The 24,945-nt window shown below is 52.8% G+C and carries 21 protein-coding genes, 1 tRNA gene and 2 pseudogenes; 16 read left to right on the top strand and 8 right to left on the bottom strand.

What is annotated here, in order from left to right; genetic code table 11:
- The first annotated feature begins 193 nt into the window (after positions 1–193).
- The 5 genes from umuD (at position 194) to QZW03_RS03590 (ending at position 4,882) form a co-directional block, all read left to right on the top strand.
- Positions 194–637 carry a translesion error-prone DNA polymerase V autoproteolytic subunit gene (gene umuD / locus QZW03_RS03610; RefSeq protein WP_296508432.1) on the top strand — a complete coding sequence of 148 codons (444 nt, stop codon included), beginning with the start codon at positions 194–196 and terminating at the stop codon, positions 635–637.
- 20 nt (positions 638–657) lie between these two features.
- Positions 658–1,959: a Y-family DNA polymerase gene (locus QZW03_RS03605; protein WP_296508430.1), complete on the top strand. Its 1,302-nt coding sequence runs from the start codon at positions 658–660 to the stop codon at positions 1,957–1,959.
- 3 nt (positions 1,960–1,962) lie between these two features.
- The gene (locus QZW03_RS03600; RefSeq protein ID WP_296508428.1) at positions 1,963–2,784 is read left to right on the top strand and encodes a hypothetical protein; all 822 of its coding nucleotides are present in this window, start codon (positions 1,963–1,965) and stop codon (positions 2,782–2,784) included.
- 143 nt (positions 2,785–2,927) lie between these two features.
- Positions 2,928–4,124: a DUF262 domain-containing protein gene (locus QZW03_RS03595; RefSeq protein ID WP_296508426.1), complete on the top strand. Its 1,197-nt coding sequence runs from the start codon at positions 2,928–2,930 to the stop codon at positions 4,122–4,124.
- A complete protein-coding gene (locus QZW03_RS03590) occupies positions 4,121–4,882 on the top strand; it encodes an MAE_28990/MAE_18760 family HEPN-like nuclease (protein WP_296508424.1) in 762 nt (253 codons plus the stop codon). The genes QZW03_RS03595 and QZW03_RS03590 overlap by 4 nt, the downstream gene beginning before the upstream one ends.
- Here QZW03_RS03590 and QZW03_RS03585 read toward each other — a convergent pair.
- Positions 4,825–5,931: a DNA cytosine methyltransferase gene (locus QZW03_RS03585; RefSeq protein WP_296508422.1), complete on the bottom strand. Its 1,107-nt coding sequence runs from the start codon at positions 5,929–5,931 to the stop codon at positions 4,825–4,827. The genes QZW03_RS03590 and QZW03_RS03585 overlap by 58 nt on opposite strands.
- 621 nt (positions 5,932–6,552) lie before the next feature.
- On the opposite strand from QZW03_RS03585, the gene QZW03_RS03580 reads away from it, so the two are divergent.
- From QZW03_RS03580 to QZW03_RS03565, 4 genes are all read left to right on the top strand, one after another.
- Positions 6,553–8,352, top strand: a complete 1,800-nt coding sequence (locus QZW03_RS03580) for a hypothetical protein (protein WP_296508419.1) — start codon at positions 6,553–6,555, stop codon at positions 8,350–8,352.
- 830 nt (positions 8,353–9,182) lie between these two features.
- Positions 9,183–9,968, top strand: a complete 786-nt coding sequence (locus tag QZW03_RS03575; RefSeq protein ID WP_296508417.1) for a hypothetical protein — start codon at positions 9,183–9,185, stop codon at positions 9,966–9,968.
- 189 nt (positions 9,969–10,157) lie between these two features.
- Positions 10,158–11,150 carry a hypothetical protein gene (locus tag QZW03_RS03570; RefSeq protein ID WP_296508415.1) on the top strand — a complete coding sequence of 331 codons (993 nt, stop codon included), beginning with the start codon at positions 10,158–10,160 and terminating at the stop codon, positions 11,148–11,150.
- A gap of 140 nt (positions 11,151–11,290) precedes the next feature.
- Entirely contained in the window at positions 11,291–12,565 is a 1,275-nt protein-coding gene (locus QZW03_RS03565; RefSeq protein WP_296508413.1) for an AAA family ATPase, read from the top strand.
- Positions 12,566–12,707: 142 nt separating this feature from the next.
- On the opposite strand, the pseudogene QZW03_RS03560 reads toward QZW03_RS03565, so the two are convergent.
- Positions 12,708–12,911: pseudogene (locus QZW03_RS03560) on the bottom strand (transposase); the annotation flags it as partial.
- A gap of 610 nt (positions 12,912–13,521) precedes the next feature.
- On the opposite strand from QZW03_RS03560, the gene QZW03_RS03555 reads away from it, so the two are divergent.
- Positions 13,522–14,922 (top strand): hypothetical protein, encoded by a 1,401-nt coding sequence (locus tag QZW03_RS03555; protein WP_296508411.1) that lies wholly within the window; start codon positions 13,522–13,524, stop codon positions 14,920–14,922.
- A gap of 215 nt (positions 14,923–15,137) precedes the next feature.
- Here the strand turns inward: QZW03_RS03555 and QZW03_RS03550 are convergent.
- Positions 15,138–16,197: pseudogene (locus tag QZW03_RS03550) on the bottom strand (IS3 family transposase).
- A gap of 101 nt (positions 16,198–16,298) precedes the next feature.
- On the opposite strand from QZW03_RS03550, the gene QZW03_RS03545 reads away from it, so the two are divergent.
- Positions 16,299–16,652 carry a hypothetical protein gene (locus tag QZW03_RS03545; protein WP_296508409.1) on the top strand — a complete coding sequence of 118 codons (354 nt, stop codon included), beginning with the start codon at positions 16,299–16,301 and terminating at the stop codon, positions 16,650–16,652.
- 761 nt (positions 16,653–17,413) lie between these two features.
- Here QZW03_RS03545 and QZW03_RS03540 read toward each other — a convergent pair.
- Both QZW03_RS03540 and QZW03_RS03535 read right to left on the bottom strand, forming a co-directional pair.
- Complete coding sequence (locus QZW03_RS03540) at positions 17,414–17,992, bottom strand: hypothetical protein (protein WP_296508408.1); 579 nt, start codon at positions 17,990–17,992, stop codon at positions 17,414–17,416.
- 196 nt (positions 17,993–18,188) lie between these two features.
- A complete protein-coding gene (locus QZW03_RS03535; RefSeq protein WP_296508405.1) occupies positions 18,189–19,118 on the bottom strand; it encodes a WYL domain-containing protein in 930 nt (309 codons plus the stop codon).
- A 139-nt stretch (positions 19,119–19,257) separates the two neighbouring features.
- On the opposite strand from QZW03_RS03535, the gene QZW03_RS03530 reads away from it, so the two are divergent.
- From QZW03_RS03530 to QZW03_RS03515, 4 genes are all read left to right on the top strand, one after another.
- Positions 19,258–19,836, top strand: a complete 579-nt coding sequence (locus QZW03_RS03530; protein ID WP_296508403.1) for an HD domain-containing protein — start codon at positions 19,258–19,260, stop codon at positions 19,834–19,836.
- A gap of 145 nt (positions 19,837–19,981) precedes the next feature.
- On the top strand, positions 19,982–20,275 hold the full coding sequence (locus QZW03_RS03525) for a hypothetical protein (RefSeq protein WP_296508401.1): 294 nt from the start codon (positions 19,982–19,984) through the stop codon (positions 20,273–20,275).
- Positions 20,266–21,462: a hypothetical protein gene (locus QZW03_RS03520; protein ID WP_296508399.1), complete on the top strand. Its 1,197-nt coding sequence runs from the start codon at positions 20,266–20,268 to the stop codon at positions 21,460–21,462. Before QZW03_RS03525 ends, QZW03_RS03520 begins: the two co-directional genes overlap by 10 nt.
- 474 nt (positions 21,463–21,936) lie before the next feature.
- Complete coding sequence (locus QZW03_RS03515; protein WP_296508397.1) at positions 21,937–22,221, top strand: hypothetical protein; 285 nt, start codon at positions 21,937–21,939, stop codon at positions 22,219–22,221.
- A gap of 61 nt (positions 22,222–22,282) precedes the next feature.
- Here QZW03_RS03515 and QZW03_RS03510 read toward each other — a convergent pair whose 3' ends face one another.
- The 3 genes from QZW03_RS03510 to QZW03_RS03500 all read right to left on the bottom strand — a co-directional run bounded on the left by QZW03_RS03510 (position 22,283) and on the right by QZW03_RS03500 (position 24,172).
- A complete protein-coding gene (locus QZW03_RS03510; RefSeq protein WP_296508395.1) occupies positions 22,283–23,140 on the bottom strand; it encodes a hypothetical protein in 858 nt (285 codons plus the stop codon).
- A 217-nt stretch (positions 23,141–23,357) separates the two neighbouring features.
- Positions 23,358–23,600, bottom strand: coding sequence for a hypothetical protein (locus QZW03_RS03505; RefSeq protein ID WP_296508393.1), 243 nt, complete (start codon positions 23,598–23,600; stop codon positions 23,358–23,360).
- A complete protein-coding gene (locus QZW03_RS03500) occupies positions 23,597–24,172 on the bottom strand; it encodes a hypothetical protein (protein WP_296508392.1) in 576 nt (191 codons plus the stop codon). Before QZW03_RS03500 ends, QZW03_RS03505 begins: the two co-directional genes overlap by 4 nt.
- Before the next feature lie 275 nt (positions 24,173–24,447).
- Here QZW03_RS03500 and QZW03_RS03495 point away from each other — a divergent pair.
- Positions 24,448–24,524 (top strand) — tRNA-Ser (locus QZW03_RS03495).
- Positions 24,525–24,945: the final 421 nt, after the last annotated feature.

The following is a 24,945-nucleotide window of genomic DNA, read 5'->3' as shown; positions in this document are numbered from 1 at the left end:
ATAGTGTTTCAACAGTATTCATAGGTATTTCAATCTCTTCAATGACGGTCGTACAAGTCAACGCGAGTTGCGCTGGAGCAGTGTTTTCAGGATACGGCGCATGGATAGTCTTGGGAGCAGTCATTGCTTTCGATTGAGCCTACACAAAACCCTTGGGTTTGCGTTTGGCTGGCCAGATCGTTAAACTGTATAAATGTACAGTAATTGCGTTAGCCATCCTCCAGTTCCCATCACTGCTTCCTCCTGCCTGCTGGACCTCGTCCCAACGCGCATCTGTGCAGGCTTCCCTAGCCCGGCAGAGGATATGGGAGCTGAACGCATTGACCTGTCCAAAGTCCTGATCACCCACCCGCAGGCCACGTTCCTGCAGCGTGTCTCCGGTCACTCCATGAAGGATGCCGGCATCTTCGATAACGACATACTGGTCATTGACCGCGCCATCAAGCCACGGCACAAGATGATCGTGGTCGCTGTGGTGGATGGTGAGTTCACGGTCAAGCAGCTCTACCAGCGTGCCGGACGGGTCAAGCTCCAGGCTGCAAATCCCACTTATCCGGACATAGTGCCCAAGGAAGGTCAGATCATAGAGATTTGGGGCGTGGTCACTAGCTGCATCAAGCAGTTTCCCTCTGCCTGATCACGTCCATCAGTTCTCCTATGTACGCCCTGGTAGACGGCAACAACTTCTATGTGTCCTGTGAGCGGGTGTTCAGACCTAGCCTGAACGGCTTGCCGGTAGTTGTCCTGTCCAACAACGACGGATGCGCCATTGCCCGCAGCAACGAAGCCAAAGCGCTGGGTATCGCCATGGGTGCCCCCTGGTTCCAGATCAAGCACTTGGCCGAGGATGCCGGCTTGGTAGCCCTATCTGCCAATTTCGCGCTTTACGGCGACATGTCCGATCGCATGATGAGTTTGGCAGCAGGCCTAGGTCCTGCCCAAGAGATCTACAGCATCGATGAATCCTTCATTGATCTTGATGGCGTCAAAGGTGACCTGGTAGAGCGCAGCCACAAGATCCGGTCCCGCATCCTGCAGTGGGTGGGAATTCCCTGCGGCATTGGCATAGGTCCTACCAAGACCCTTGCCAAGCTCGCCAATCACATCGCAAAGACAGCCGAACGCAAGCCTGGTGTCTACCCCGACAAGCTCTCCCAAGTCTGTAATCTGGCTGCACTAGATCAAGCAGAGCGTGACGCCGTGTACGCAGCAACCGCAGTGAATGAAGTCTGGGGTGTGGGCCGACAGATCAGCAAGCAACTCCAAGCGGGTGGCATACACACCGTGTTGGACTTGATGAAGCTGGACCCAGCCACCGTACGAGGCAAGTGGTCTGTAGTGCTGGAGAGAACCGTCCGGGAGCTTCAGGGCACGCCTTGTATTGATCTGGATCACAGCCCAGCAGCCAAGAGGGAAATCGCATGCACCCGATCCTTCGGTCGCCCCATCACCGAACAGCATCACATAGCTGAAGCGGTGACAGAGTTTGCCTCCCGAGCAGCTGAAAAAGTCCGGAAGCAACACAGCCTTGCAGGACAGGTCTATGTCTACATCCGTACCAGTCCATTCCGCAAAGACCAGCAGTACAGCCGCTCTATGGTCACGCCATTGAGACGCCCTACTGCAGACACCGCTCAAATCATCAAAGCAGCTCTCCAGGGCCTAAACCATATCTTCAAGCCAGGATTCAACTACGCCAAAGCGGGGGTGATGCTGCTGGACCTGCAACCCGATACCAATCAGCAGACAGAGCTCGATCTGGAAGACGGTGACTCACAAGAAGACCGAACCCGGCTCATGGTTGCCATGGACACCCTGAACCATCGCTTCGGCAAAGGCACAGTTCTCACTGCCAGTGCGGGACTCGATGGAGTGAGGAGGGAATGGTCCATGAAGCAACTGCGGAGAACCCCGGCGTACACCACCCGGTGGGATGACATGCCAGTAGCAAGGGCGTGAGATATGACGGAATCCAAAACAGAAACCAGCAAAGACTCCAACAAACTGCGAAGTGCAACGCACATTGCGGTCGTCAATGGCATTGGACTCAAGAAGGTGCATGCCAAACGTCTAAGAGATATGTACCGGTCCGCAGGATGGCCCTGTCTGGATGTCGTGGAGATCGAACTCCTGGCGGCAGGTCTCCTTGAGCGACTGCAAGAGGAAGGCGGTCATGAACGCGTGCGGGTCACAGACACTGGTATTCAGTTCTTGGCACAAGCAGCTAACTCCAACCGACAAGCCAAAGATCCCCATGAAGCCCTCGTCGAAAAGGTCGCCCAAGACATGCTCAAAGAGGGACGACTTGTATGGACCAATCTGAGCCTTAGAGCAAAGGTCACTTTGCAGGAAGAAGAGCAGGGGAGTTGGCGCTACTGCATGCCGGATGTGTTCTCTATCCGCAATTCCTCAGTCCAGGCCTACCTCGAGCCAGTGGTACATGAGATCAAAGTAAACAGAGCGGACTTGCTGGGCGACCTCAAACGACCGGAGAAACGAGCTGCTTATCTGGAGCTGGGAGGGCAGTGCTGGTATGTGTTGGGGCGGGATGCCAAAGACAGACCCATCGCTGAACCAGAAGAGATTCCTGCCGAATGCGGCGTCATCCAGCTGGTTCAGGAGCGACTAGAAATTTTGCGGATGGCGCCCAAGAGGCAGTTCAACCACCTGCCATTTGATGTTTGGATGAGCTTGGCCAAAGCTACGCCGTTGAGGCGATCAGATGTGGAGCCATACCAAGTAATGCATCAAATCTACACCGAAGAAATCCCACGCAACTCGTAGAAAAGCGACTTGATAAAGCCGCTGCTTTGGCTTGCTACTAGTGGATGCCAGAGGCCTGCTTTCGGGTAACCTACATCAATCTCGGAAGCGTAAGCATGAACTCTGAGTCTGCCTTGTTGGAAAATATATGGGAGGAGCGGAATATGGAAGAACAAGTTCAACTGTTGCCGGCCGATGGCGAACGTGCGATTTCAGTGGATAAGCAAATCGAAGAGTTGCAGAAGATCACAGACTACGAAATAAAGGAGTGGCCTATCGGTGTCTTGGTTGAAAAGTTTACAAACGGGCGAGACTTGGACGAGTCTGAACTGTTTATTCCTGACTACCAGCGTGACATGGTCTGGACGCCCCGACAGCAGTCTCGCTTCATTGAGTCGATTCTCATCAAGTTACCAATTCCTTTCATTTTTGCAGCCGACGTGGGACAGGGTGATCGTGAGGGTGCCTTGGAAATCATTGATGGATCCCAACGCATAAGGACTCTAGATAACTTTCTTTCAAACAAGCTCGAACTGGTTGGCCTGAAAAAGTTAACTGATGCGATCGGCATGAGGTTCTCGGACTTCAGTAAGCCACGCCAAATGCGATTCAAGCGAACAACTGTGCGGGTCATTGAGCTTACTGAAAAAGCCGATGAAGATGCACGTCGAGAAATGTTTGATCGATTGAACTCTGGCGGGACAAGGCTTACGACTATGGAAGTTCGGCGAGGCGTAGTTGACGGACCTTTTATGACGTTTATCACAGAGTGTGCCGCCAATGAAGATTTCAAAAAACTTGTTCCACTGAATGAACGAAATGCAAAACGAAAGGAATACGAAGAGTTCGTTTTGCGGTATTTCGCCTACCTCAACAATTACCAAGCTTTCCAGAAAAGTGTCGATGACTTCCTCACAGATTATCTGCGTAGTAAGAACCAGAGTTTTCATGAGGTGGACAAGGCTGCAATGCTTGGCGAATTTGTCCAAATGCTAAACCTTGTGTCTGAATATTTCCCCAACGGATTCAAGCGAGTGGGCTACACAACTGTTCCACGTATCCGCTTTGAAGTCATCGCCGTTGGTCTTTCACTTGCGCTAAGGGAAAAGCCCGACCTTGTCCCAGGGAACTTGGACTTGTGGCTTGACAGCAAGGAATTCATCAAACACACCCGCTCTGACGCAAGCAACTCCCGACCAAAGTTGATAAATCGCATTCACTATGTGCGTGACAATTTATTGGGTAAGACGTTTGTGGAGGATAAAGATACCGCTGTGGTCGAAAACAGTGCCAACGCTGACTCACCACCGGACACTCCTGAGGATGAGGGGGGCGAAGTACAACCTGGGCTCTTTTCATGAGCCATGTGCCCCTTACGGATGACCTCCTTAGGCAGAGAGCGCATGAGGCAAGTGCATACGTAGCGTTTCTGAAAGTCGCGGTCGAGCGGCGTGCGGTCTTAAGCGCGAGAGATGGTGAAGTGCAGTTCCCGTTGGGTTTGGAGCTCACGCACACGCTTAAGGCAAATCTGTTGCTTTTGCTTTACAGCGCAATGGAGGCGACGTTGATTCAACTTCTGGATGAAATGCACGATGTTATTGGTGCCAACTGCTCCAGTGCGGACGATCTGAACGCGCAGTTGCTTCGGTTGGTGTTGCGAACTGTTAAAAAAGACGCTAAAGCTAAAGTGCTTTCGTCCGCTGCGCCCCTTCATACAAGCCTATTCAGGTATTGGATGGATGACTGGAAAAGTCGAACTTCAGGCAAGGACAAGCGCGTTGACGGAATTTCAGGCAGCGTTGATAGCCTTGTTATTTACGAGCAGTTGAAGAAATTTGGAGTGGTATCTCCAACCCCCGATGACCGTCCACCAGCCCATTTGACAGACCAAGCCCTTCAAAAAGTGAAGAACAATCGAAATGAGTTGGCTCATGGCGAAAAGAGCTTCACTGATTTAGGTCGAGATCTCGCGGTTCCTGCTCTGGAGGCTGACTCTATCGCAGTGTTTGAGACCTTGCGAAAAATTTCAATGGAGGTCGACAACTACCTTCAAAACCGGCGCTACTTGGCTCTTGTCCCGGCCAATGAAGTGGCGGCCGAAGCAGGCAGTGATGCATAGAGTGCCTTAGCCACAGCTTCCCCAAGCTTTGGCGGAACTGCATTTCCAATCAAACGACCAACAGTTTTGATGACTACGCTTTCACCTTTTGGAGTGAATTGATAAGTCTCTGGAAAAGACTGGAAGATTGCAGCCTCACGCAGCGAGATGCCGCGATGTTGCTCTGGATGTCCAAAGCGTCCGTTGCCGAAGCCGTTGCACAATGTCGTCATCGTTGGCGCTGGTTTGTCCCATTCCATACGTCCGTAAACGCCGGCGGAGTGCTTGCCGCTTTCGCGCTTATGACAAGCTGCCACAAGTTCAGGAGGCCAGTCTCGCCAAGTGCCGCCAGGCTTACTGGCTTTTATCCGTGCACGATTTAGCTCCGAAAGGCTTGAAGCTGTGTGCAAAGGATCGGTTTTGCAGGTCTGGCCATCGTTGAGCTTGTTAAGGTGTCCGATGGCTTGGCGCACAGTCACCCAGTTTTTTGTCCCTTTGTGTGTCGGTTCTGGAACTGAGACTGGGCCAAGGCGCGATGCCACCAATACCAAGCGCTTTCGTTTTTGCGGCGCACCAAAGTCAGCGGCATTTAGGACAGCATAGGCCACTTGGTATCCGCCGCGCTCCAATGCCTTCAAAAAATCTTGAAATGGCTGCTCTCTTTGCAACCGAGGCACGTTCTCCATGGTGACCAGATCTGGCTGACTTTCATCAACAAGTCGGGCGAATTCTTCAAGCAGCCGCCACTTAGCCTGGTCGACGGTTGCCGTGTTTGCGTAGCTTGAAAAAGGCTGACATGGAGCGCAGCCTGCTAACAAACGTAGAGCGCCCGGGGACCAAAGATCGTTTAGTTCTTTGCCGCTGATTGTTGTGACATCACGCAATAAGAATTTGGCGCCCTTGTGGTTCGCTTCGTAGGGGAACTCACAAGCTGGGTCCACATCGATACCTGCGACCACCTTTATACCTTGCGCTGCCAGTCCGCAAGAAAGTCCACCCGCACCGCAAAAAAGGTCGACCCCTTCAATAGACGGAGTGATGGCCAACTTTGAATTTATCTTTACTGTCATATCAGCCTTCAATCATTCCAGTTTCACACTTCATTTTCAATTGACTCATTGCCTCAGAGTTTCATTTGAAGCCAATAAAGTTCGGATCAACGTGAAGAGGGGCGTAAAGCTGACGCTGGTCAGCTCGGTGCTTCGAGTCTTTTAATGAAAACATCGTGGAATTCGCTTGCCGTTTCTGGAATATGACTTCACTGAAATCAACGTTGAGGCAAGGCGCAAGGGTGTAAAGGCCCGGCTCAGCCTGACCAAGGAAACAAATGATTTGAGCCTCTTTTCTTCAAATTCGCCACTAACCGGTTGGTTGACGAAGTTCATTAAACGCAGGCTCTTGTGGCTGAGAGGGTGCATGTCAATCGCTCAAGCGTCACATAAAGTGATTGTGCGAGCTTGAAACCAAGTTCAATGTTGGGTTAGAATTTTATCGGGCTTTGAGACGCCCAGCAGGATCGTCGGTGCCGCCAGCGCCGATAGCAAGTTCTCTCGCTACGTCAATGTGTCCACTCAAAATGGACTTTTCATTTACGCCGCATCGGCGTGATTTTGACATGTGTCTTATTCAGTGCTATCTCTCTTCCCTCTGGCGGCTTTGGGGAAGGTAAAGGATAGCCATTGGAGAAGAATATGTCTATTGGCCTCAACAAAGCCTCCCCCAGACCTGGTTACCTGCTGCTGCGAGATGGACACGCCATTCCGTTGTCTGGCATCTCCCCCGACGAGATCAAAGCAGGTGCCAAGCGCCGTGTACTACATCCAGAAAAAGAGCCTATTCAGCACCGACTGACTCTCAACGCGATAGTGAATTGCTTGGGTTTTAAAGGTGACTTTGGCTCATTTCTATCGAAAGGGTGGCCAGATTTTCAAGATTTCCTGAAGCGGAACCGATGCACCCACCGAGTCCAAGTATTTCCGGTTGACAACGGTGGCTGTACAGATCTGTATTTCAGTGGAGGTACAGGGCCAAGTCCGAGAGATCTGGCGGATCGCCTTTTCGAAGCTCAACTTCCGGCGCCTCAACGCGTATTCCTCGGTTATGGCGTGAACTGGGCAGCTTGGGATCAGGGTAATGGCTATGACACGCCTGCAGCCGCAATCGCTTCGCTCACTGTCGGTGCGGAAAGCGCGCGCCAGCGTGCAGAGAACCTCTTTACGCAGAGACATCAATTGATGGGGCAGTGGGGGTTTCTCGACGACAAGCTCATTGATGGTCCTGTGCGTCATATCGTTGACAAGACCTACTGGGCGCCTGGTTTCGACCCAGAGGAGCGTAAGACGCACTATGCAAGTACGACGGCAGCAGTGGTTGCTTTTCGCGCTGTTTTCGATCCTCAACCGGAGGGATGGGTCGATATTCTTCGTTACAGCGACCGCTTGATGATTCTTCGCGGCCATGATGGCGGCTGGGATATTCTTTGGCGCAATTACCGCGAGAAAGAGCCACCTCAACCGAGTTCCCTTGGGCATTCGTATCATCTCGCGATTGAGGATTTACCTTCGCGGTTGATGACCCAAAACGACCTTCATAGGCGGATACATTTCCGCCAAGGAGTTTGGGAGGAGCACGAGGCACACGAGGCTGAACAGGCCTTCTACGACCGTGGTGGAAACATTCAGGCCCGTCAACTGAACAGTTCAGTAGATGTTCGAGGTGCTTGGCTGCGCGAGCAGGGAACGCTGCCTGTTCTGGAGCGGGTGCGGTGGTCTGGAGACATTCCCCCGGGTTTTAGAGTCACACTGGTTGAGGGGCGTAAAGTTGCCATGAGCGAGCTCATCACTGTCGGCTCGTTTCGCAGGATGCTTATTGAGACCGGGTACGCTGAGCGCCGATCCGATAACCAAGAGCCATGGGAGCGGGCGAATGATGGTGAGCCAGATGACTCGCCGGCTGGGGCTACATGGGTCGATTCACAAGCTTTCTGTGCTTGGTTTGAGCGTCAGCTTGGTGTCGCGCTGAGGCTTCCGACCCGAGGGGAGCTTAGGTCGCTTCGATCAGCCTATTCGCATCATTACGATTCATTGGCGAAAAGGGGCTTTCCCTGGGAGGAATATCCACCCCGTCCACTTGCAACAGATCAACGTGAAGAGGAAGGCCGTGAAGTGCCATCTGCGGTGATCTGGTCTGAGCCACGTTTCATTGAACCAAGTGTAGACGTGCCAGAGCTACCGCCGCAGAGTGGAGTAACTTCTAAGTCGCGTAAGCGATGGATTGATGACTTTCCGCCTCGTGCTACTTGGAAGAATCCGCTGCCATGGGCACAGTACCAAGGACTGACATTCATTGATGCTTGGGACGCCTACGAGTGGTGTCAGGAATGGGAGTGGATCAGTGGACGATTTTGGGAAGGACAAATCGGGTCTACCTCGTGGGGAGCCTACAAGAACGCGAAGGTCAGCTTTCGCGTGGTAATGGACTTGGAGGTATGACTCCATGTTCAATATTCATTCTTCGATCTGCGTCAATTCCCGCGGCAAGCCTCGCCGCGCCTATCCTGACCGATCTGCTGCTGAGGCGGGGGCGGCGCATGTCCTTGCAGCCCACGGCAATCGAATGGTTCCCTACCGCTGCAGTCGTTGCAGTGCTTGGCATTTGAGCCCAGCAGAGCGCTATACGCCGAGTTTCTACTCATCAGAATGTTCCAAACAAGCGTACGAATCAGAACATGCTGCAGTGCGCCGTGCTCAAATCTTGGAGCAGGAGCGTGGCACCCGGCTACGGGTGTATGAGTGTCCTCACGGTGAAGGTTGGCATTTAACCAGTAGGAATTGATTGGGAGCTGGGATACCTCCCAGCTCTTCGTTACCAATTCACTTCTGGTTCCATCAATCATTGTTTACTGAAGGGTACTGAAGCGCACTTTAAGAATGCTCAGGTAAACACCTGATGTGACAACGAACAATGACGATGAGTGAGTTTTGGTTCCGAGTTCACGGATAGTGGGCTTGCACCAAAACAGTCAGTCTTCAGACATATAGCGAGGCTTGATTTGGGATCATGATTCGGTGTACGTCGTTGCTGCGAGCACACAATAATTGAGTCATCTGCATTTCAAGGTATGTTCAATTTCCATCATTGGTAACTCAACTAAACAGATCAACATCGCTTGTCATCGATAACCCCTCGAATTGGCCATTTTGTCAAAAGTGAAATGGCCAATTCGTCTGGTTTGCCCACCCAAAAAGCATTGAGGTTGTGAAAATGAAAACAAGCTAGTGAACGTCACTTGCTCGATTGAAATCAACAGCTCAAGGCCTATATGGAACCCAAGAAAACCACTAACGGAAACTTCTTTGATGTCATGCATGCAGATCATCCACCGATTGATCAAGTTAGCTTCAACGCATGTACTCTGCCATTTCCAGCATCTACCTCAAGCCGAATGCGCAGGAAAATTTCGGATGTTGGAAAAGTGCTTTTTGACTCTTTGGTACGAACTGGTGTGGTTTACATTGACCAATCCAACAAGTGCGTATTTGACATCACCAGGGTCGAAAGTGCTTATGCAATGCTCATCACAGATCGCGATTTTGATGTGCGCCAGACAGCCCCTCAATGCTCAGCCACCGCATTGATCGTATCTAGGATCGCAAACCAAGCAAAGACTTTTCGCCAGACACTGAAATTCTCAGCTGGCAAGCGTGACTCCTACGAACGGGTTCTCCACTTGATGGACATGATTGCCGAGGCAATTGGTCCATTAGCAAGTTACCGCACATTCGATATGGACCTCGAACTTGCTGCGACAGTGTTTTTCGATGACTCGGTAAGTCGCGAAAAGCTGTTTGATATTGCGGGCAACTGCCGCAAAGACTTTATGTTTTCTGAGGCCTCCAGGCTCATAGTCGTAAAAGGCGAGGGAAGCGTCCTTCAGTCATTTGCTGTACTAAAAGATGCCAAGCCAGTTCATATTGCCCGCGCAGTTAAGCACTCCGGTTGCTTTGATTTTTCCGTCGGCCGTGTGCCAACACATGACGAGCAATTCATGGCATCGCTCGCGAAGCACTTGGAGCATGTATTTCGAAGAGCCAAGATGTTGCACTGACCGGCATCGCATTGAGGTACCCCTTGAGACCGACGTCGCAGGCGTTGAAGTTGCCCTGCATGCCCCGGTTGCACAGTTCGGTGAGCAACCCCGGAATCCAAACCCAAGTGCTACCGAGACCGGGGGGCGTCACTTCCTCTAATCGGCTTAGAGGAGATAGCGGCATGTATCCAACACGGTATCGAGAAAATGAGCACACGCGCACCCTTTTGGTCTGAAAAAGCTTTTGCCCAAGTGGCATCCACGATACCGATTCACGCCCGCGGTGACGCTCCTCAGACGCCGACGTTGCGATGGACGGTGGGCGAAATGATCCGCGAAGCTGGGCATGACGGTCACATCGACAACCCGCAGCCCACAGTGAGAATTTACGGACTCGAACCCGAGAAACTTCGGGATCGTGAAAAATTCATTGTCGATGCCGCAAAAAAGCAATATGAGGTTTACACCCGACGTGGGAAAACGCACTCGCGATTGCAGAAAAACACGACGCCGATTTTGCTGATCGGGGTCGCGAGTTGGCCCGAGCCGACCATGGCGCCATCGCCTGCACGCGATCGATGGGTGAATCGGGTGATAAGGCTTTGCAAGCATCGATTTCGCAAAGACCTGATTTCGGTGGTCGCCCATGTGGATGAGGCCTTTTTTCATCTTCACATTTGGGTGGACAGGGGAGGCAAGAGCGTCAAGGACTTGCACGCCGGGCACGGGAGTGTGCTGGACCTGCTGGATGAAAAGCCAGCCGCCACGCGCCGGGAGATGGCTGCCGCGTACAAAAGCGGCTGCGCCTTAATGCAGTCTTGGTACGCCCGGTGGGCGGGCACGCCTTTTGGCCATGAGAAAAGCCCCAGCCCCCGCAAGCGCCAGGCGCGGTCGGTGGCACTGCGTGAGCGTCAGGAGCAAATCGAGGCCGCGGAACTGGAGCAGTCCAGGAAGCGGTCGGAGATCGTGGCACAGGCGGAGCAGATTCAGCTTGCGCTGGACAAGCTGCGCGCAAGGGAGGCCAGGGCAGCTGCTGCCGAGGCCGAGGTGCTGCAGCACACGGAGATGCTGAAAAAGGCCTTGGCCAAGCTGCAGGTACGCGAGAAGGCAGCGCGGGACCTGCGCATGGCGGTGCAGGACCAGATCGCCGTGGAGCGGGCAATTGCTCAAAACGGCTACCAAGCACCATCGGTTTTCTAAGCTGGTCTGGCAGGCCAGCCCCCAATTGCCTTTCGCGCTGATACCATGGAGCTTTCCTCTTTTCACGCCATCAGGCGACCTTTTTACAAGCGCTTTGAGCGGTTCCAAGCGGAGCCGCGCGCCTTGGAAAAGGGATTTTCATGGAAAAAGGATATGTCGAGCCACCGGAACTGCCGGAGTGGGTGACTGTTAACAGCAACGCCTGCGTGTCGCGGGAAGAAAATGAGGCCTTACTTGCTTACCGCTACGCGCTTGCAGGACTGCTGATCGGAAAAAAATTCGACTGGCTTGAGGTGCGATTTTCGATTGATGGTGACGTCGGTTTTTCTCATTCGGACGATTTTGATGGCGTCCTGGTGGCGGCGATCCAGGCCATCGGCCGGCTAACGCACTGGGTTCTGAGGCCGAGCAAAAAGCACCTCCAAGACCCAGCCCCTGAGGGTCGCCCGTCATACAAGGTTTTTGACTTGGAAAGGCGCCACACTGGCACAGGCACCGGCCGCGATGATGAAACGTCCCGCCGAATCAGGGGCGCCATGGACAGGCTTTCGAAGTCTGGCGCGCACCGGGAGATGGCTCTTCCACCGGCCGGCTGGCGGCAAAAAGCCGACGCGCTGCGGAAAGATTTTCCGAATTTTGCGCAGGTTATCGATACCGTGATTTCCCCGCACCTGGGCATCATTCATGCCGGCGGCCGCCATCGCATGAGCCCGGTTCTGCTGGTCGGCGATCCAGGAATCGGCAAGACATTTTTCGCGCATGCCGTGGCCAAGGTGATGGGAGGCGGGGCGCCGCTTTTCATCGATTTCAGCGCGGAAACGAACGGCAGTGCATTGGGTGGCTCATCCACTTTTTGGGCCAATTCCAGCCCCGGAAAGCTTTTTGACTTCTTGGCATGGGGTAGCGGCCACGAAAGGCCGATTGCAAACCCTTTGGTACTGCTGGATGAAATCGACAAAACTAATCCCGCGGCCGCTTACAGCCCCCTTGCCGCGCTGTATGGCATCCTGGAGTCGGATACCGCCTCGCGATTCCAAGACCAGTCTGTGCCCGATGTGGTGATGGACGTCAGCCGCGTCCGGTTCTTTCTGACTGCCAATGACGCCACAAAAATCCCTGAGCCCTTGCTGTCGCGGCTCACCGTTTTTCACATCCCAGCCCCGGACCAAGAACAGCTCCGCGGAGTCGCGCGCAGCATCTACGCCAGCCTGGCAAAGGAGATCGGCCTTGGCCTGCCAAAGACAGTCCCCGAAGAGGTTATTGACCTGGCCGAAGGGCTGAGCCCACGCGAAGCCAGGGTGCGCATGGAGTGCGCCATCGCGACCGCAGTAGCCGACGGTAGGAAGCGAATCCGGGTGTCCGACTGGCCCGAAATCCCCACCGCGGCATCGCAGAAAAGGCGCATCGGATTTTGAGCAGTTCTGTCAGACCAGCTCTAAACTCAGCCATTTTTTGGGTCCACCTTCCCGGTACCGTGAATCCCTGGGCTGCTGCCGGTTCCGTGGACACCGACCTAAGCTCTTAAAGCTTCCTCAAACTGTATCGGACTTACGTACCAATCTCGGCTTGTTCGGGCTTCATGACACCCTTGCCAGGAAATGCCTGCTGCGGGTCTTGCGTCAGCTCTCGCATCCAACGGCGTAGAACCGTTTCCCCCAGATCCAAATCCCGTGCGGCTTGGCTCACGCCAACCCCGCGTTCAGTTACAAGCTTTACAGCTTCAACCTTGAACTCCCGGCTGAATTGCCTTCCCGTTGCCATTTGCAATCTCCTGTTTCATCGACAACCTTAACAAAGTGTCTTTGAAACCGGCAGCAGCCCACCATTTCGCTTGCGCTGCGGGGTGGTCCGATCTTGGTCGATCTGTGCGCGATGCAGGATTTATCGCCGAGCAGGAAGCGCTGGACCTCAGGTGATTGGCCTGAATCTGTGACGACTCAGCCCAACCAAGATGCAATGCGTGGCAGTTTCCGAAAAAAATTAAACCCCTTCGTTACCAACTCATTTCTACTGTCGCGGTGCTTTTAATGCACTTCTCCGAGCAGTCCTTGTGAGTTAAAGCAGTGTGTTGTGTGTTGTGCGTTGTCTGTGTGTCTCCGTTGATGTTCCTGTTCCTGTGCATTTGTGGTGTTTTGTGCATTGAAGGCCACTGTTAGTCGGATCTGAATCAATTGCGGCGCACGGAAATCTCTTCCACGTTCTTTTTTGTCGGAAAAATCAGCTCAAACCAAACTGGCTGGATGCATGCCAATTTGCACACAAAAGCAAAGACACTGAAATACCATCAAGACATCCATTCAAGTCAACGAAAAAATTTGTACTTCCGGGACACGGTCCGTTGGTCGCTGCTGCAAAACACGGTCGATTTCACATGATTAGAGATGCTTATATTTCAGACGCCTTTAGAAATCACCTCGCAGCGAACTTGTTTGGATATTCCGCGCTTGAGTTGAGCACCCAAACACAACTTGCCAGCATGATTCTCCAGTCGGCATCAAGATACCGACAGCATTCGCACTTTAGTGATTGGGCTTCATTTTCTTACGTTGAACTGGAAAGAAATTTCGGTCGAGATAAATTCAATCGACTCAACGCAAAGCTGCGCATTTTTGAGGTTGTTGACGATTGGTCAAAGATCGAGGGTCGAACCAAACCTTTCAAACTGACCGCGAATGTTGAGGTTTTGCGAAAAGATTTTTTTGCGAACACTCCAGAGAGTCCCACTAAATTGCTATCCGGCAATGGCGAAGTTCGACACAAGTCACCCAGAAATGGGTTGATGGCAAAACGGACTACTGACCACGGCAAAGAAGCAACAAGGTGCGGGTGGAACGCGAACCTGGTTCTTTCGGAAGTGCCCGTTAACGTGAAGCAGTTGAGCCAGTTTGAATTGGAAATCCAAGCTGAACTTGCCAAAACCCACGCTGACGAAAGTTCACACTGGCCGGTGGACAAAAAAAATGCGGGCTTTGTCCTCGACGCAATTCGCACTGTCTTGCATCACGCGAACAACTCAGTAGCGCCTGGCTGCGTAATTCACAAGTACCAGCAATCAAATAGCGGACGTATGTACGCGCAGGGCATCAATTTACAGGCCGTCAATCGACAGGTGCGGTACTCCGCACTGCACGGAATGTGGGACTATGACATCGAAAATTGTCATTACGCAATACTCATGCAAATGGCAGCCAAAGCTGGGCTTCAATGCGCAGTGATTGAAGAGTATTTGAATAACAAGGCCACCATTCGCGCGGATTTGGCGGTCAATTTGGGTCTCACACCTCGGCAGGTAAAAAAGGCGCTGCTTGCGTTGGTTTATGGTGCGGGGCTATCGGAAGATCCGGACGCCGCAATTCCAGAGATGCTTGGTGGAGTCGAAGCCGCGAGAGCCCTGTATCAACACCATTTTTTCAAAGCGTTGGCTGGGGATGTCGCCAAGGCGAGCTCAGTTATTCTCAAAACGCATCGGCCGTTCCGGGGCGGTCTGCGCAATGCTTGCGGTTTGGTCATGCGTACTGCCGGCAAGAAGGCGCGGCATAGGCTGGCACATCTCCTCCAGGGCGTTGAATCAGTCGCTTTGGAGGCGGCTCACAATGTTTTTTCAGAAAACATTCTCCTGTTGCAGCATGACGGTTTCACGGCCAACACTCCAGAGCTGGATTTGAGTCTTATTCAAAACGCGATCTTCGATACGACTGGTTATGCGTTGAAGCTTTCAGTCAGCGGTCCTCTCAAAGCGGACTTGCACTCTGCCCTGTTAGAAGTGAACTGAGTTGGGGTTGTTTCGCCATGTCTGTCATGCCAATTGTCTGGGCGGTAAATTTCTTCACCGTCGCTTTTCGCCTCTATGATTGCCCCACAAAACAAGATTTCTGGGGAGGGAGGCTAAGTAGCGAAAGTGCGTCTGGCGGCCCGATCGCTGCTTGAAGCCCCCTCGAATTCCTGAACCAATTAGAAGTAGAGGTTTGAGAATTGTTTCACACGGTACTAGACCGGCGGAATACGGCCCAGCGATTCGTGTGGTCGGTGGTGGTTGTATCGATGCAGCCAGTCCGCGGTCATCTGCCTGACTTCGTGCAGTGAATCGAAGACGTAGCAGTCCAGCACCTCGGTTCGATAGGTCTTGTTGAATCTTTCGACGTAGGCATTCTGGGTCGGTTTTCCTGGTTGGATGTGGTTCAGTGCAATGCCCTTGGTCTTGGCCCATTCGGCCAACGCGTGGGCAATGAACTCGGGGCCGGCGTCTAGGCGAATGGACAGCGGCGCTCCACGTACTTCGACCAATTCACTCAATGCACGTATCACTCTCGCTGCTGGCAAGCTTGTGTCGATTTCAATACGCAGACCCTCCCGGTTGTATTCATCGATGACGTTGAACGTCCTGAATCGTCGTCCTGACCACAGCGCGTCGGACATGAAGTCGCAGCTCCAGCCCTGGTTAGGTTGGCTCGCTGCCTGCAATGGCTGCTTGATTCGGTCAGGGAGCCGTTTCTTGCCGCGCCGGGGCGGTTCAGCCGCAGTTGGCAATACACACGCCACAGCACTGTCTTGCCCCATGGCCGCTTTTGGTGACGCGCGCTGTCATAGAGTAGGTCAAATCCATGGCGTGGGTTCAGTGCCATGTGGTTTTGAATGAAGGCGATTACCCCGGAGTCGTCGCGTGGCACAGGCAGATAGCGCAGTGTCGAGCGGGCAACGCCACTGGCAATGCAGGCTTGGCGCTGGCTCATGCCATGGTCGGCTATCAACGATTGCACAACCGTTTCGCGACGCTGCGGGGTCAGAGCTTTCGGTCAACAACATCCTTCAATGCGTTGTGCATCAAGGCCAGATCTGCGTACATGCGTTTGAGACGGGCATTCTCGTCCTGCAGTTCACGCAGTTGTGACAGGTGCGGCATCGTCATGCTTGAGTATTGGCTTTTCCACTTGTAATAGGTGGGCTCGCTGACTCCGGGCTTCCTGCACGTCTCACCGACCCGGGCTCCCATTTCGACCTCTTTCAAGATGCCGACGATTTGGCTTTCGCTGAACTTTGATTTCTTCACGTAGAGACTCCATTGGTTGGAACTCTCTACTCCCAACTGGCTCAGGTTTTCAAGGGGGCTTCACCTCGAGATTCCAAGATCAGTCCGTTCCAGATGCGCTGATGGATGTCAGCCGCGTCCGGTTCTTTCTGACAGCCAATGACGCCACAAAAATTCCTGAGCCCCTGCTGTCACACATGACAGTTTTTCACATCCCAGCCCCTGACACCGACCAGCACCGCGACGTCGTGCGCAGCATCTACGCGGCCCTTGCCCGGGAGATCGGGCTTGGCCTGCCAAAGACGGTGTCCGAAGAAGTGGTCTACCTTGCCGAAGGGCTGAGCCCACGAGAAGCGCGGGTGCGTATGGAGTGCGCCATCGCCACCGCAGTGGCAGACGGCAGGAAGCGGATCAGGGTGTCCGATTGGCCCGAAATCCCGACCGCGGCATCACAGAAAAGGCGCATTGGATTTTGAGCTGTTCTGCCAGACCAGCTCTAAACTCAGCCATTTTTTGGGGCCACCTTCCTGGTGCCGTGAACCCCTTCACGTTTTCGCGTCCTAGGTGCATTTGGACGGGTTTGTGGGGTGGTTTGGCGGCGTCGGGAAACTGTATTTTTGGCTTCCGAAAAATTTTGAGCGGGTCTGGTGGACTCGTCCCAAATTAGGCCTTTTGGAGGCGCAGGCGGTCGATTAGGAGTCCGCTTTTTTTCTAGCCTTCAGTTAGAACTCTGAATTCCAGCGTAACCAAACAATCAGTGCTCAGGAGAGTGGGAGGGGGCGTCGCGGTGATCGACGTCCGCCCTGTTTTGGTAGCACAGGGCATTGGCATGCTGTATGCCCAAAAAATGAGCACCGTCTGGGATGCTAGGCTGGGCGTGGTTTTTCGTACTCGTTGTGTGACTTATTCACAGCCTTGACCACGGATCCTATGGGTAACTTAACGTGTCCAAGTTTGATAACGGGGGATACCGCGAAAAACTTGGACCGGGTTAAATCTTGAATCTCGGTACTTACAGTATTCCAAAGTACAAGGGGAGTGCAGGCGCAGCGTTAGGCAAGTTGCTGCCCATAGCGCATGACCGCTTTTGGGACCTATCCTCGCCCCATACCTGTCAGTAAGATTCACCCCGCTATTTAATGGCAGTGCAGGTCGATGGCCAGCCTAGTTGCAGCTTTTGCAGCCCAACGAATGGCTGGAGCAAACTTCAGCACTGAGCAGGGCTGTGGCATTCACTTTAAATCAGCGGTGGAGAAATAGTAGGAAAAATCGGAGGGCATTTCTCTTTGTTTCCTAGCAGTAACAAAGAATAAACAACCTCATCTAGAAGATTGTCAACACCTACAGGCTGCATCTTGTTAGCTGCGTAGCCGCCGGCGAGACCGATGAGGGACTCAAATATTTTCCTTATGGACTGAGTGGGACAAGGCAGCACTTTCACTGCGTGCCAATCGGGCCACCACGGTTGGCCATCTTTTTCATGCTCGTCAAAACGAGCAGCAAAGGTTCGTCCAGTTTCGCCGATATAAAGTGGGAAGTCTTCAATGGTATAGAACGCATACACCCAACCTAAGTAGCTACGAGGCACATTGGGTACATGCGTCTGCTCCCAATCGGTTCGCAATATCATGTAACCGTTGGCGTGAAAGAACTCGTACAGGGAACTTGCCGAGGAGAATAAAGCATGTTCGAGCGGTTGAGCCATGTCTATGAATTCGGAGAATTTTCCGCTACTCGCGAGTTCGAGCCTTAATTTTTGTTGCTGCTCCGCTGATAACACTGTACCGGGGATAGGTGAAAATTGTCTGTCTGACATCGTCGTTTCTTTTGTTCACTAAATGTTTCAAGCAGGCCTAGCTTGATAGCCCGCAAAAACTGCGAGAAAAAATGGCCAAACGTGGCAAAAGTGCTGAGCGCGGAGATTGTGGCTACGGCTACCTCTGTTTAGTCGTTGGCATGATGGCTCGCATAACTCGTCTTCATTCTGCGTTTTTCCACTATCCGATCTTTATTCAAGGCTGCAAGCCAGCAGCCTTCGCTATGCCTGCTTGTATTGATCCCGCGTTGGAATACCCAGGCGCCAACATCGCATTCCCCACCCCATACAAGGTGAGATGGTCCTTCAACCAAAGCCGGTATTCCGGGCCGTCCAATCGGTGGTCTGCTGAGCAATCCACACTCCACTTGCGAAGCATGTAGCCAGCCGTCGCTGCACGGGTACGCAACTTCAGAACTCCGTTCGTCATTCCATAATCCATAAGCGTGATCTCTGGATATGGACGATCCGGGTGAGGTACCAGTTCCAGCTCCACAATCCGAGTCCATTGAATGTCCTGCTCTGAACGCTCGTGGTCTTGCACGATGTCTGATACCAGGAACTCAGGAGTCTCGATACGCGTGATCACAAAGTCTCGAAACTCCTGGGACTTACGGTCGAAGGCTCGAACATGCCAACGCAGTCCTGTGTCGATGAGGGCAAAGGGCACGATCTCCCGGATGCTTCTGCCACTACTCACTGAGTAGTAAGCAATCCGCAGTGCGACCTTGTGATGGATGGCTCGGGTAACTGCAGCCAAAGTAGCCAACGAAGGTTGGGTAATCCCAGAGGGTGTTTCACACGCCACCCATGACCTCAATGGGGCAGGTTCTCCATCTCCGAACCCTTGGGTCAACCAGGTCAGTACACGGGCTGCTGGGTAATCGAACACCGGCACAAAGCCCGGAGCCAATACATAGCGTTTGCTGCGTGTGTCGTAGTCAATGTTGTCGGGGGCCAGCTCTTTGTACAGCGCCATGTCTCGGGTAGCTGCGGCGGACTGGATGCCAAAGCGGCTCACCAAATCCTGACGCTGGAACTCACCCACGAACCACAAGCGCAGTTCGATGAACGCCAAGCGGTCGCGCTGGGCGTGACTGAAGTCCGATAGCTTGGGGTGTGACATGGTGAAAAAAGGTACTTTCTGACTTGGATAACGATTGTGCCGCCTTTCTAGCCTTCTTTGCAGATGTTGCAATCAATTAAATAATTGTGTTGCGATCAAAATGATGATAATGTAATATTGATTTCAAGGAGGAAAGAATATGACAAACACCAGACATCCGTTAGGCTTGGCCATGGCGGCAGCTGCCTTTGCGGCTACCAAACACAAGAACCAGCGTCGCAAAGACGCCTCGTCTTCACCCTACATCAACCATCCATTGGCGCTGGCCAATGTGCTGAGTAATGAGGGATGTGTTCAAGACCCAGTGGTCATCTGTGCGGCCTTGCTGCACGACACCATCGAAGACACCGACACCACCCAGGAAGAGCTGATTCGTCAGTTTGGACCCGAGATTGCTTCTGTGGTGATGGAAGTCACGGATGACAAAGCACTGCCCAAAGCAGAACGCAAACGCCTGCAGGTAGAGCATGCGGCTCACATTAGTGGATGTGCCAAGTTGGTCAAGCTGGCCGACAAGATCTGCAATCTGAGAGACATCTTGGCCTCGCCGCCTGCGGATTGGTCACCAGAGCGCAAGAAAGAGTATTTCAACTGGGCTGCACAGGTTGTCCAACAGCTTCGGGGGACGCATGCGCGCCTGGAGGCTGTATTCGACGGTGTCTACGCCCGTCATCTGGAATTTTCTGAAGCTGCGGGTCTGAGGCAGACCCCACGATAGATACGCCGGCAATCCAAAGACAAACGGATCTACAGACCGCAGTCAAACGGTCTTCAAATCATAAGGAGAGGTAGCGATGTGGCTCATCACCCCAGTAGGTTTCTTTAGTGTGGTGCAGAAATCCAGCGATGTTGGCAGCAACACGTTGACAGTACGTGCACGAGTTCGTTCGGACTTAGAGGCTTTACGTGACAAGTTCCTGCCCGGTATGGGCGAGATCACTGAGAGCAAATCCAATGACTACCGCTTCCGCGCGGTAGCCCCCAAGGCCGAAGTGGCGTTGGCAATGGCCACGATGGTGAACGACTTGGACTACAGCAACTTCAAGAGCCAAGTGGGTAAGGTTCAAGGTGCAGCTCGCGCCCACATGTACCACGACGTCTGGGAGGTGGGAGCCACATCTCTCCCCACGAGTCTATTGACTGAATCATGTCAGTAATGACCCGTGTGAAAGAAGCTCCTCAAGTTCAATTTCTGAACGAATCTAGACCTTTGATGCGTGGAGCTGGTGGGGTGCTCCGCAAATCCAGAAATCATGTGTTTCCAATCTTCGGGATCTGCCGAATGGTAGAGAATTACTTTCTTCTAGGGAGTAACAATATGAAAATTCAAGCCTTAAAGAACGTGGCAACTTTCACGGCGATCTTCATCGTCGGTAACGTTTTTGCTCAGATGAACGACGCCCCACCACCGGCCGTTAATCCATATTTCACTCGCGTTGGTACGACGATCTTCGTGTCCGGCCCTTTGCAAGAATGGGCGTCAGATTTACGCAACGCACTACCGAATCCTTTGATGGAGGCACCATGGAAAAAATACACGAATGACCCAACTCTCAAAGTTGAGAGAGTCGTGTTCTTTCACACCACGAGCCTTCGACCAGAAGTAGCAGGGGGCGAGATATACATCAGTGAACGTATGCGCACGCTGAAGATCGACACCGTAGTTATGGGGCGCTGCGATCTTTTTTGCAGTAGATACTTTTCAGGTGGTGTGCAACGTCAGTTCGCCCAGGAACTCCCAGTACAAAAAAGCTTTATCGATATACAAGTTCCTGTGGACTACAGGACACAAAAGTTAGAGACACGGTTTCCGGATACGCAGTTAGCGGTCTATCAACGGAACATCCCAAATATTGGTTCCTTTAAGGAAGTCATGGTTGAGGGACTTACAAAAGGGGGATGGAACGGCGGACTGGAAATTCCGGCTGAAGGTGATGTCAGGTTCTGCGAAGACAGAAGCCCTGAAAAGGGATGCAAGACCTATGTGGGCGTGACAGCTTTGTCCATGGGTTTTGTTACCAGCCAAGAGCGTGTTCAGATAGACATCCCAAAAGGTTTCGGAGATCCAAAGCCCACAGGCTTTGCCGACATCAATGACACGAAAGCGATTCCGTCTCACGCTAATCCCGAAGTGCTTTTAAGTCATTACCAAAAGTTTCTTGAACGGCCTGTGAGTCATGGACGCGCATTTGCAATCAGTGAATCCGCAAGTGGTGGCGGATTTGGGTGGGCATCAGGTACCAACGAGGCAGGCAATCATGTACAAAGGGCAATTAATTTTTGCCAAGAAAAATCCAAGTCGGTTTGCCGGCTGTATGCCGTCGGGGACAAAGTTGTCTGGTAGTTATAAATAAAACTGACTGACATGCCACGAATTTTTTTGTCTGGACCTGCCACCGCGATTCCATGGTCAGCTGGGCACACCAATCCTCAGAAACGCTTCACTCCAGAAGTTTGCTTCCCTGCTCTGTTCTTTGAGCAACTGAAAATGGGTGGTGCCTGAGTGGGTCAGACATGCGGTGTCCCTATTGAGGAAGCTTCCGGGGTCGCTGACGACATGTTGTTGGCGCCAATGGAATCTTGACGCTGTCAAATTTCGGTCGGCGACAACAGTATGGTGATGTCCGGAAAACCGACCAGGTCTTATCCGAGCTGGACTTCTTCATTTGGCCCCCAGGGCTTGGATCAAGCGCTTGGTGTGTTCAACGGCGGTCGAGCTGGGCTTGATGTTCCGGGGGGGCGGACCTCTGCAGCATGTGACGAGTCATGCGCACCACTTTAAATTCTTGCCAGGGGGATTCAATACTCGAGTTCATGTGTGATCTCCGTCTCTCTCTTGCGTGAGGTCAAAAAGCTTGCGAAAAACTTCGTCATGTCGCAGTGCTATGGTCTTTTGATGGCCCTCCACCGCGGAGTTGGCCAGGGCGTTAAGGTGGTCACAAAGGATGTCTGGGTTGCGGATCCCGAAGTCATGCAACCAAGCGCGGGCGAAGCGGGGGTGGCCATTGAGCGGCAGGAAGCGCCCACGCTTTACTTGCACCATGGTCTCGTGCTCCGCCAGAAATTCTCGGTGCTCCTTGTTGTCGTGGCGCTCTTTCTATGAGTCCCGAAGGGTTTTGCACTATGTTGTGGTATTTCCTTGTATGTGCTTATACATGGAAGACTCAAACGTAAGCTTCAGCGTCTTCTTTGGACATCTCCGAGATCACGCCATCTTTAACTGATGCGCATGATTCATCGTCAAAGATGTACACGGTGCGGCCGTTTTCGTAGTCCTCGAAAATCGAATTGGCATTCTTTTCCAGCAGCATCTGGCCTTCGACTGCGCTCAGGGCGGTGACCTCAGAGAAGTACCGGTATGCCTCGGTTTTGGGCAAAGACTCCTTCATGTCTGCCGCAAAATTCTCGGCCACCAGCTCGGCAATGCTGGACTTGGTACGAAAGATTCCCAGGTAAAAGGCTGCTTTTTCGTGCTGCAGATCAGTACGGCTGTTCGATTCGTCGCTGCAGGCTTCCAGCCCCAGATCAAGTGCGTTGACCACGTCGGCCAGCTCAATGTCTTCGGGCTTAGTTCCATGATTCCAGCCGCTGGCGATGGTGTGGCCGCCGGCAGCACTTTGCTCGATCTCGTCGATGAACTGGCAGATTTCTTCGGCCAATTCCGCGTCTGACTGGTCACAGGCGCGGATCAGAGCCATCAGTGCATCACTGACATCCTGTGCAGCAGTCTCATCATCGGATTCGTGCTTTGGGATATTGAAAAAAATGTATCCATCATTCCCGGATTTTTCTGCTGCGCTGACGATGTGCGGGATGGCCTTGGCCAGGGCGGACTTCGCATTCTTCAAGCCGTCTTTCCACTGCTGAAAAGCACTTGCATCGCCAAGGTTCTCAATGCTGTCTGCGGACGAGAAGTCGATGCTCTTTTCCTCGGCTCCATTCCAGTCACTGCCTTGCAGCTCAAAGGCGTTTTGCAGGGCTTCGGTCAAGGACTTGATGGTTGCGGTGTTTGTGGTGGTCATTTCAGTTCTCCGGTGTATGTGGATGATTCAAGTGTTTTGCATTGGTATCAGCTGATGCCGATGAATGAAATGTATGTCATCTAAAAACTTTTGGGTTGTATTTTTTCAACATTTTTTCAAAATACTTGACACCTGTATCCTGAAGGCGAGCGAAATGCGAAGACGCGAATTCAAAGCACGTCTTCGATGTTTTTCAAGTGAAATTGGAGTTTGGACTCTAAATTCTGCGCAAGAGCTTTAGGCACTCAATTCGGCTGTCCGCGGCGCGTCGCATCACTGTGCGGACTTCTGGGTGGTGCCCAAGCGGCATGTACAGCCTGGCGGCTTCGATCATTGGGCCTGCGCCCTCCCGAAGAACCGCATCCAGACACAGTTCCGCCCATTCGTCGATGTCGCGGAATTCCAGAACGCGGCGCACGCAGCGATGCGCCAGGGATAAGGGGATGTGGTCGGTGGTCACAGCACGCCCTCCATCGCCCGCCGCGCAGAGTGCGCATCTACAAGGGATACGACCTGGCCGACGTGGCCAATCCACGCATCCCCCACGGAACCGCAAAATGCTCGACTTCGTGCTGCAGCCATGAGCCTCGGGTCAGCGGCGAGAATTTCGATTACGAGATCAACGGGTCCGATTAAAACGGCGTCGATGTATCCAAGTCCGATGTCGAGAATGGTGGGCTTGAGTGCAGAGACGGGCTCTTGAAGCGCGTCTTCGACATATGTGTGTTTTGGGTGACCGCGTCGGAGTGGGTCGCCGTGGTACACGCAAATGTGACCATAAAGCGTGCTGAGCCAATATTCAAGCTCACTTTTTTCATCAGCCGTGAAGCCCGGAAGCCGCTTCCAGGCGGCGTTGGCCTGGACCAGGCGGGCCCATAAGTCGTACTCGTGAAAGTGCATGGTTTTAAGACGTTTTCGGTTCGTCGGACAGTACAGCCGTGATTGCGGCAGCTGCTGAATTTGCGGAATTTTCCGCATCAAAGCGATCAAGTAGCGCATGCAGCCGCCTGTCGCTGCTTTTTCGCAGGTCATTACCAAAAATTGAGTACATCGCGCGCCAAATACCGGCCGGTATTTTCCGGGTCGCCTGGGACATTTTTTTCATGCCATAGCGCCGAAAAATCCAGTCAAGGACCTTGATCGTTTCCCGGTCCGGGGTGTTTCCCGGGACAAAGACGCAGTGCAGCGCATGCGCGACGGTCACTCGATCTTCCAGTGCAAATGCGCGATGGTCCGGTGTAATTCCCAGTGTAATTTGGGTGGGATTGGGGTGGTTTGGAGGGGGTGTGGGTGGAGGTTCCCCCTCTGGGGAGTTGAGGTGGGTTTGGGCTAAACTGCATTCACACTGCAGGGGTCGCAAGTTCGAAACTTGCATCGCCCACCAATTAAAAGCCTTCTAAATCGTTGATTTAGAAGGCTTTTTCTTTGGCTTGTCCACAAATGCAATGTTTGTGTGTGTCTTGAGAAGACTTTTTGACGCAAATTTGTCGCGCTTGACGCACAAGGTCCAAAAGCCAGCACTAGGCGATTGCGATTACTAAAATTTTTACGGCACAGTGACTTACACCATGCGGTATGGCATTGCTGCCACAGCACCAGCAACCAGCCTTGAAAGTGGCATGGGAGAAATGTTGACGGTGGCGCTACCGCATGGCGGGCGAACACTTCATATTTGTTTACTGAGTGGTGTAAACCTCTATGGCATTACATAGCGGGATAGGTGATTTTCTTCGGTGCGACCTGCTTATGAGTAATGGGTAGAGTATTTGGCGATACTAACGACGCATAGGCTCGAATAAATACGT

Source organism: Rhodoferax sp. (assembly GCF_013297935.1).
In the GTDB taxonomy this organism is placed as follows: domain Bacteria; phylum Pseudomonadota; class Gammaproteobacteria; order Burkholderiales; family Burkholderiaceae_C; genus Allorhodoferax.
This window is presented reverse-complemented; position numbering and strand designations above follow the sequence as displayed.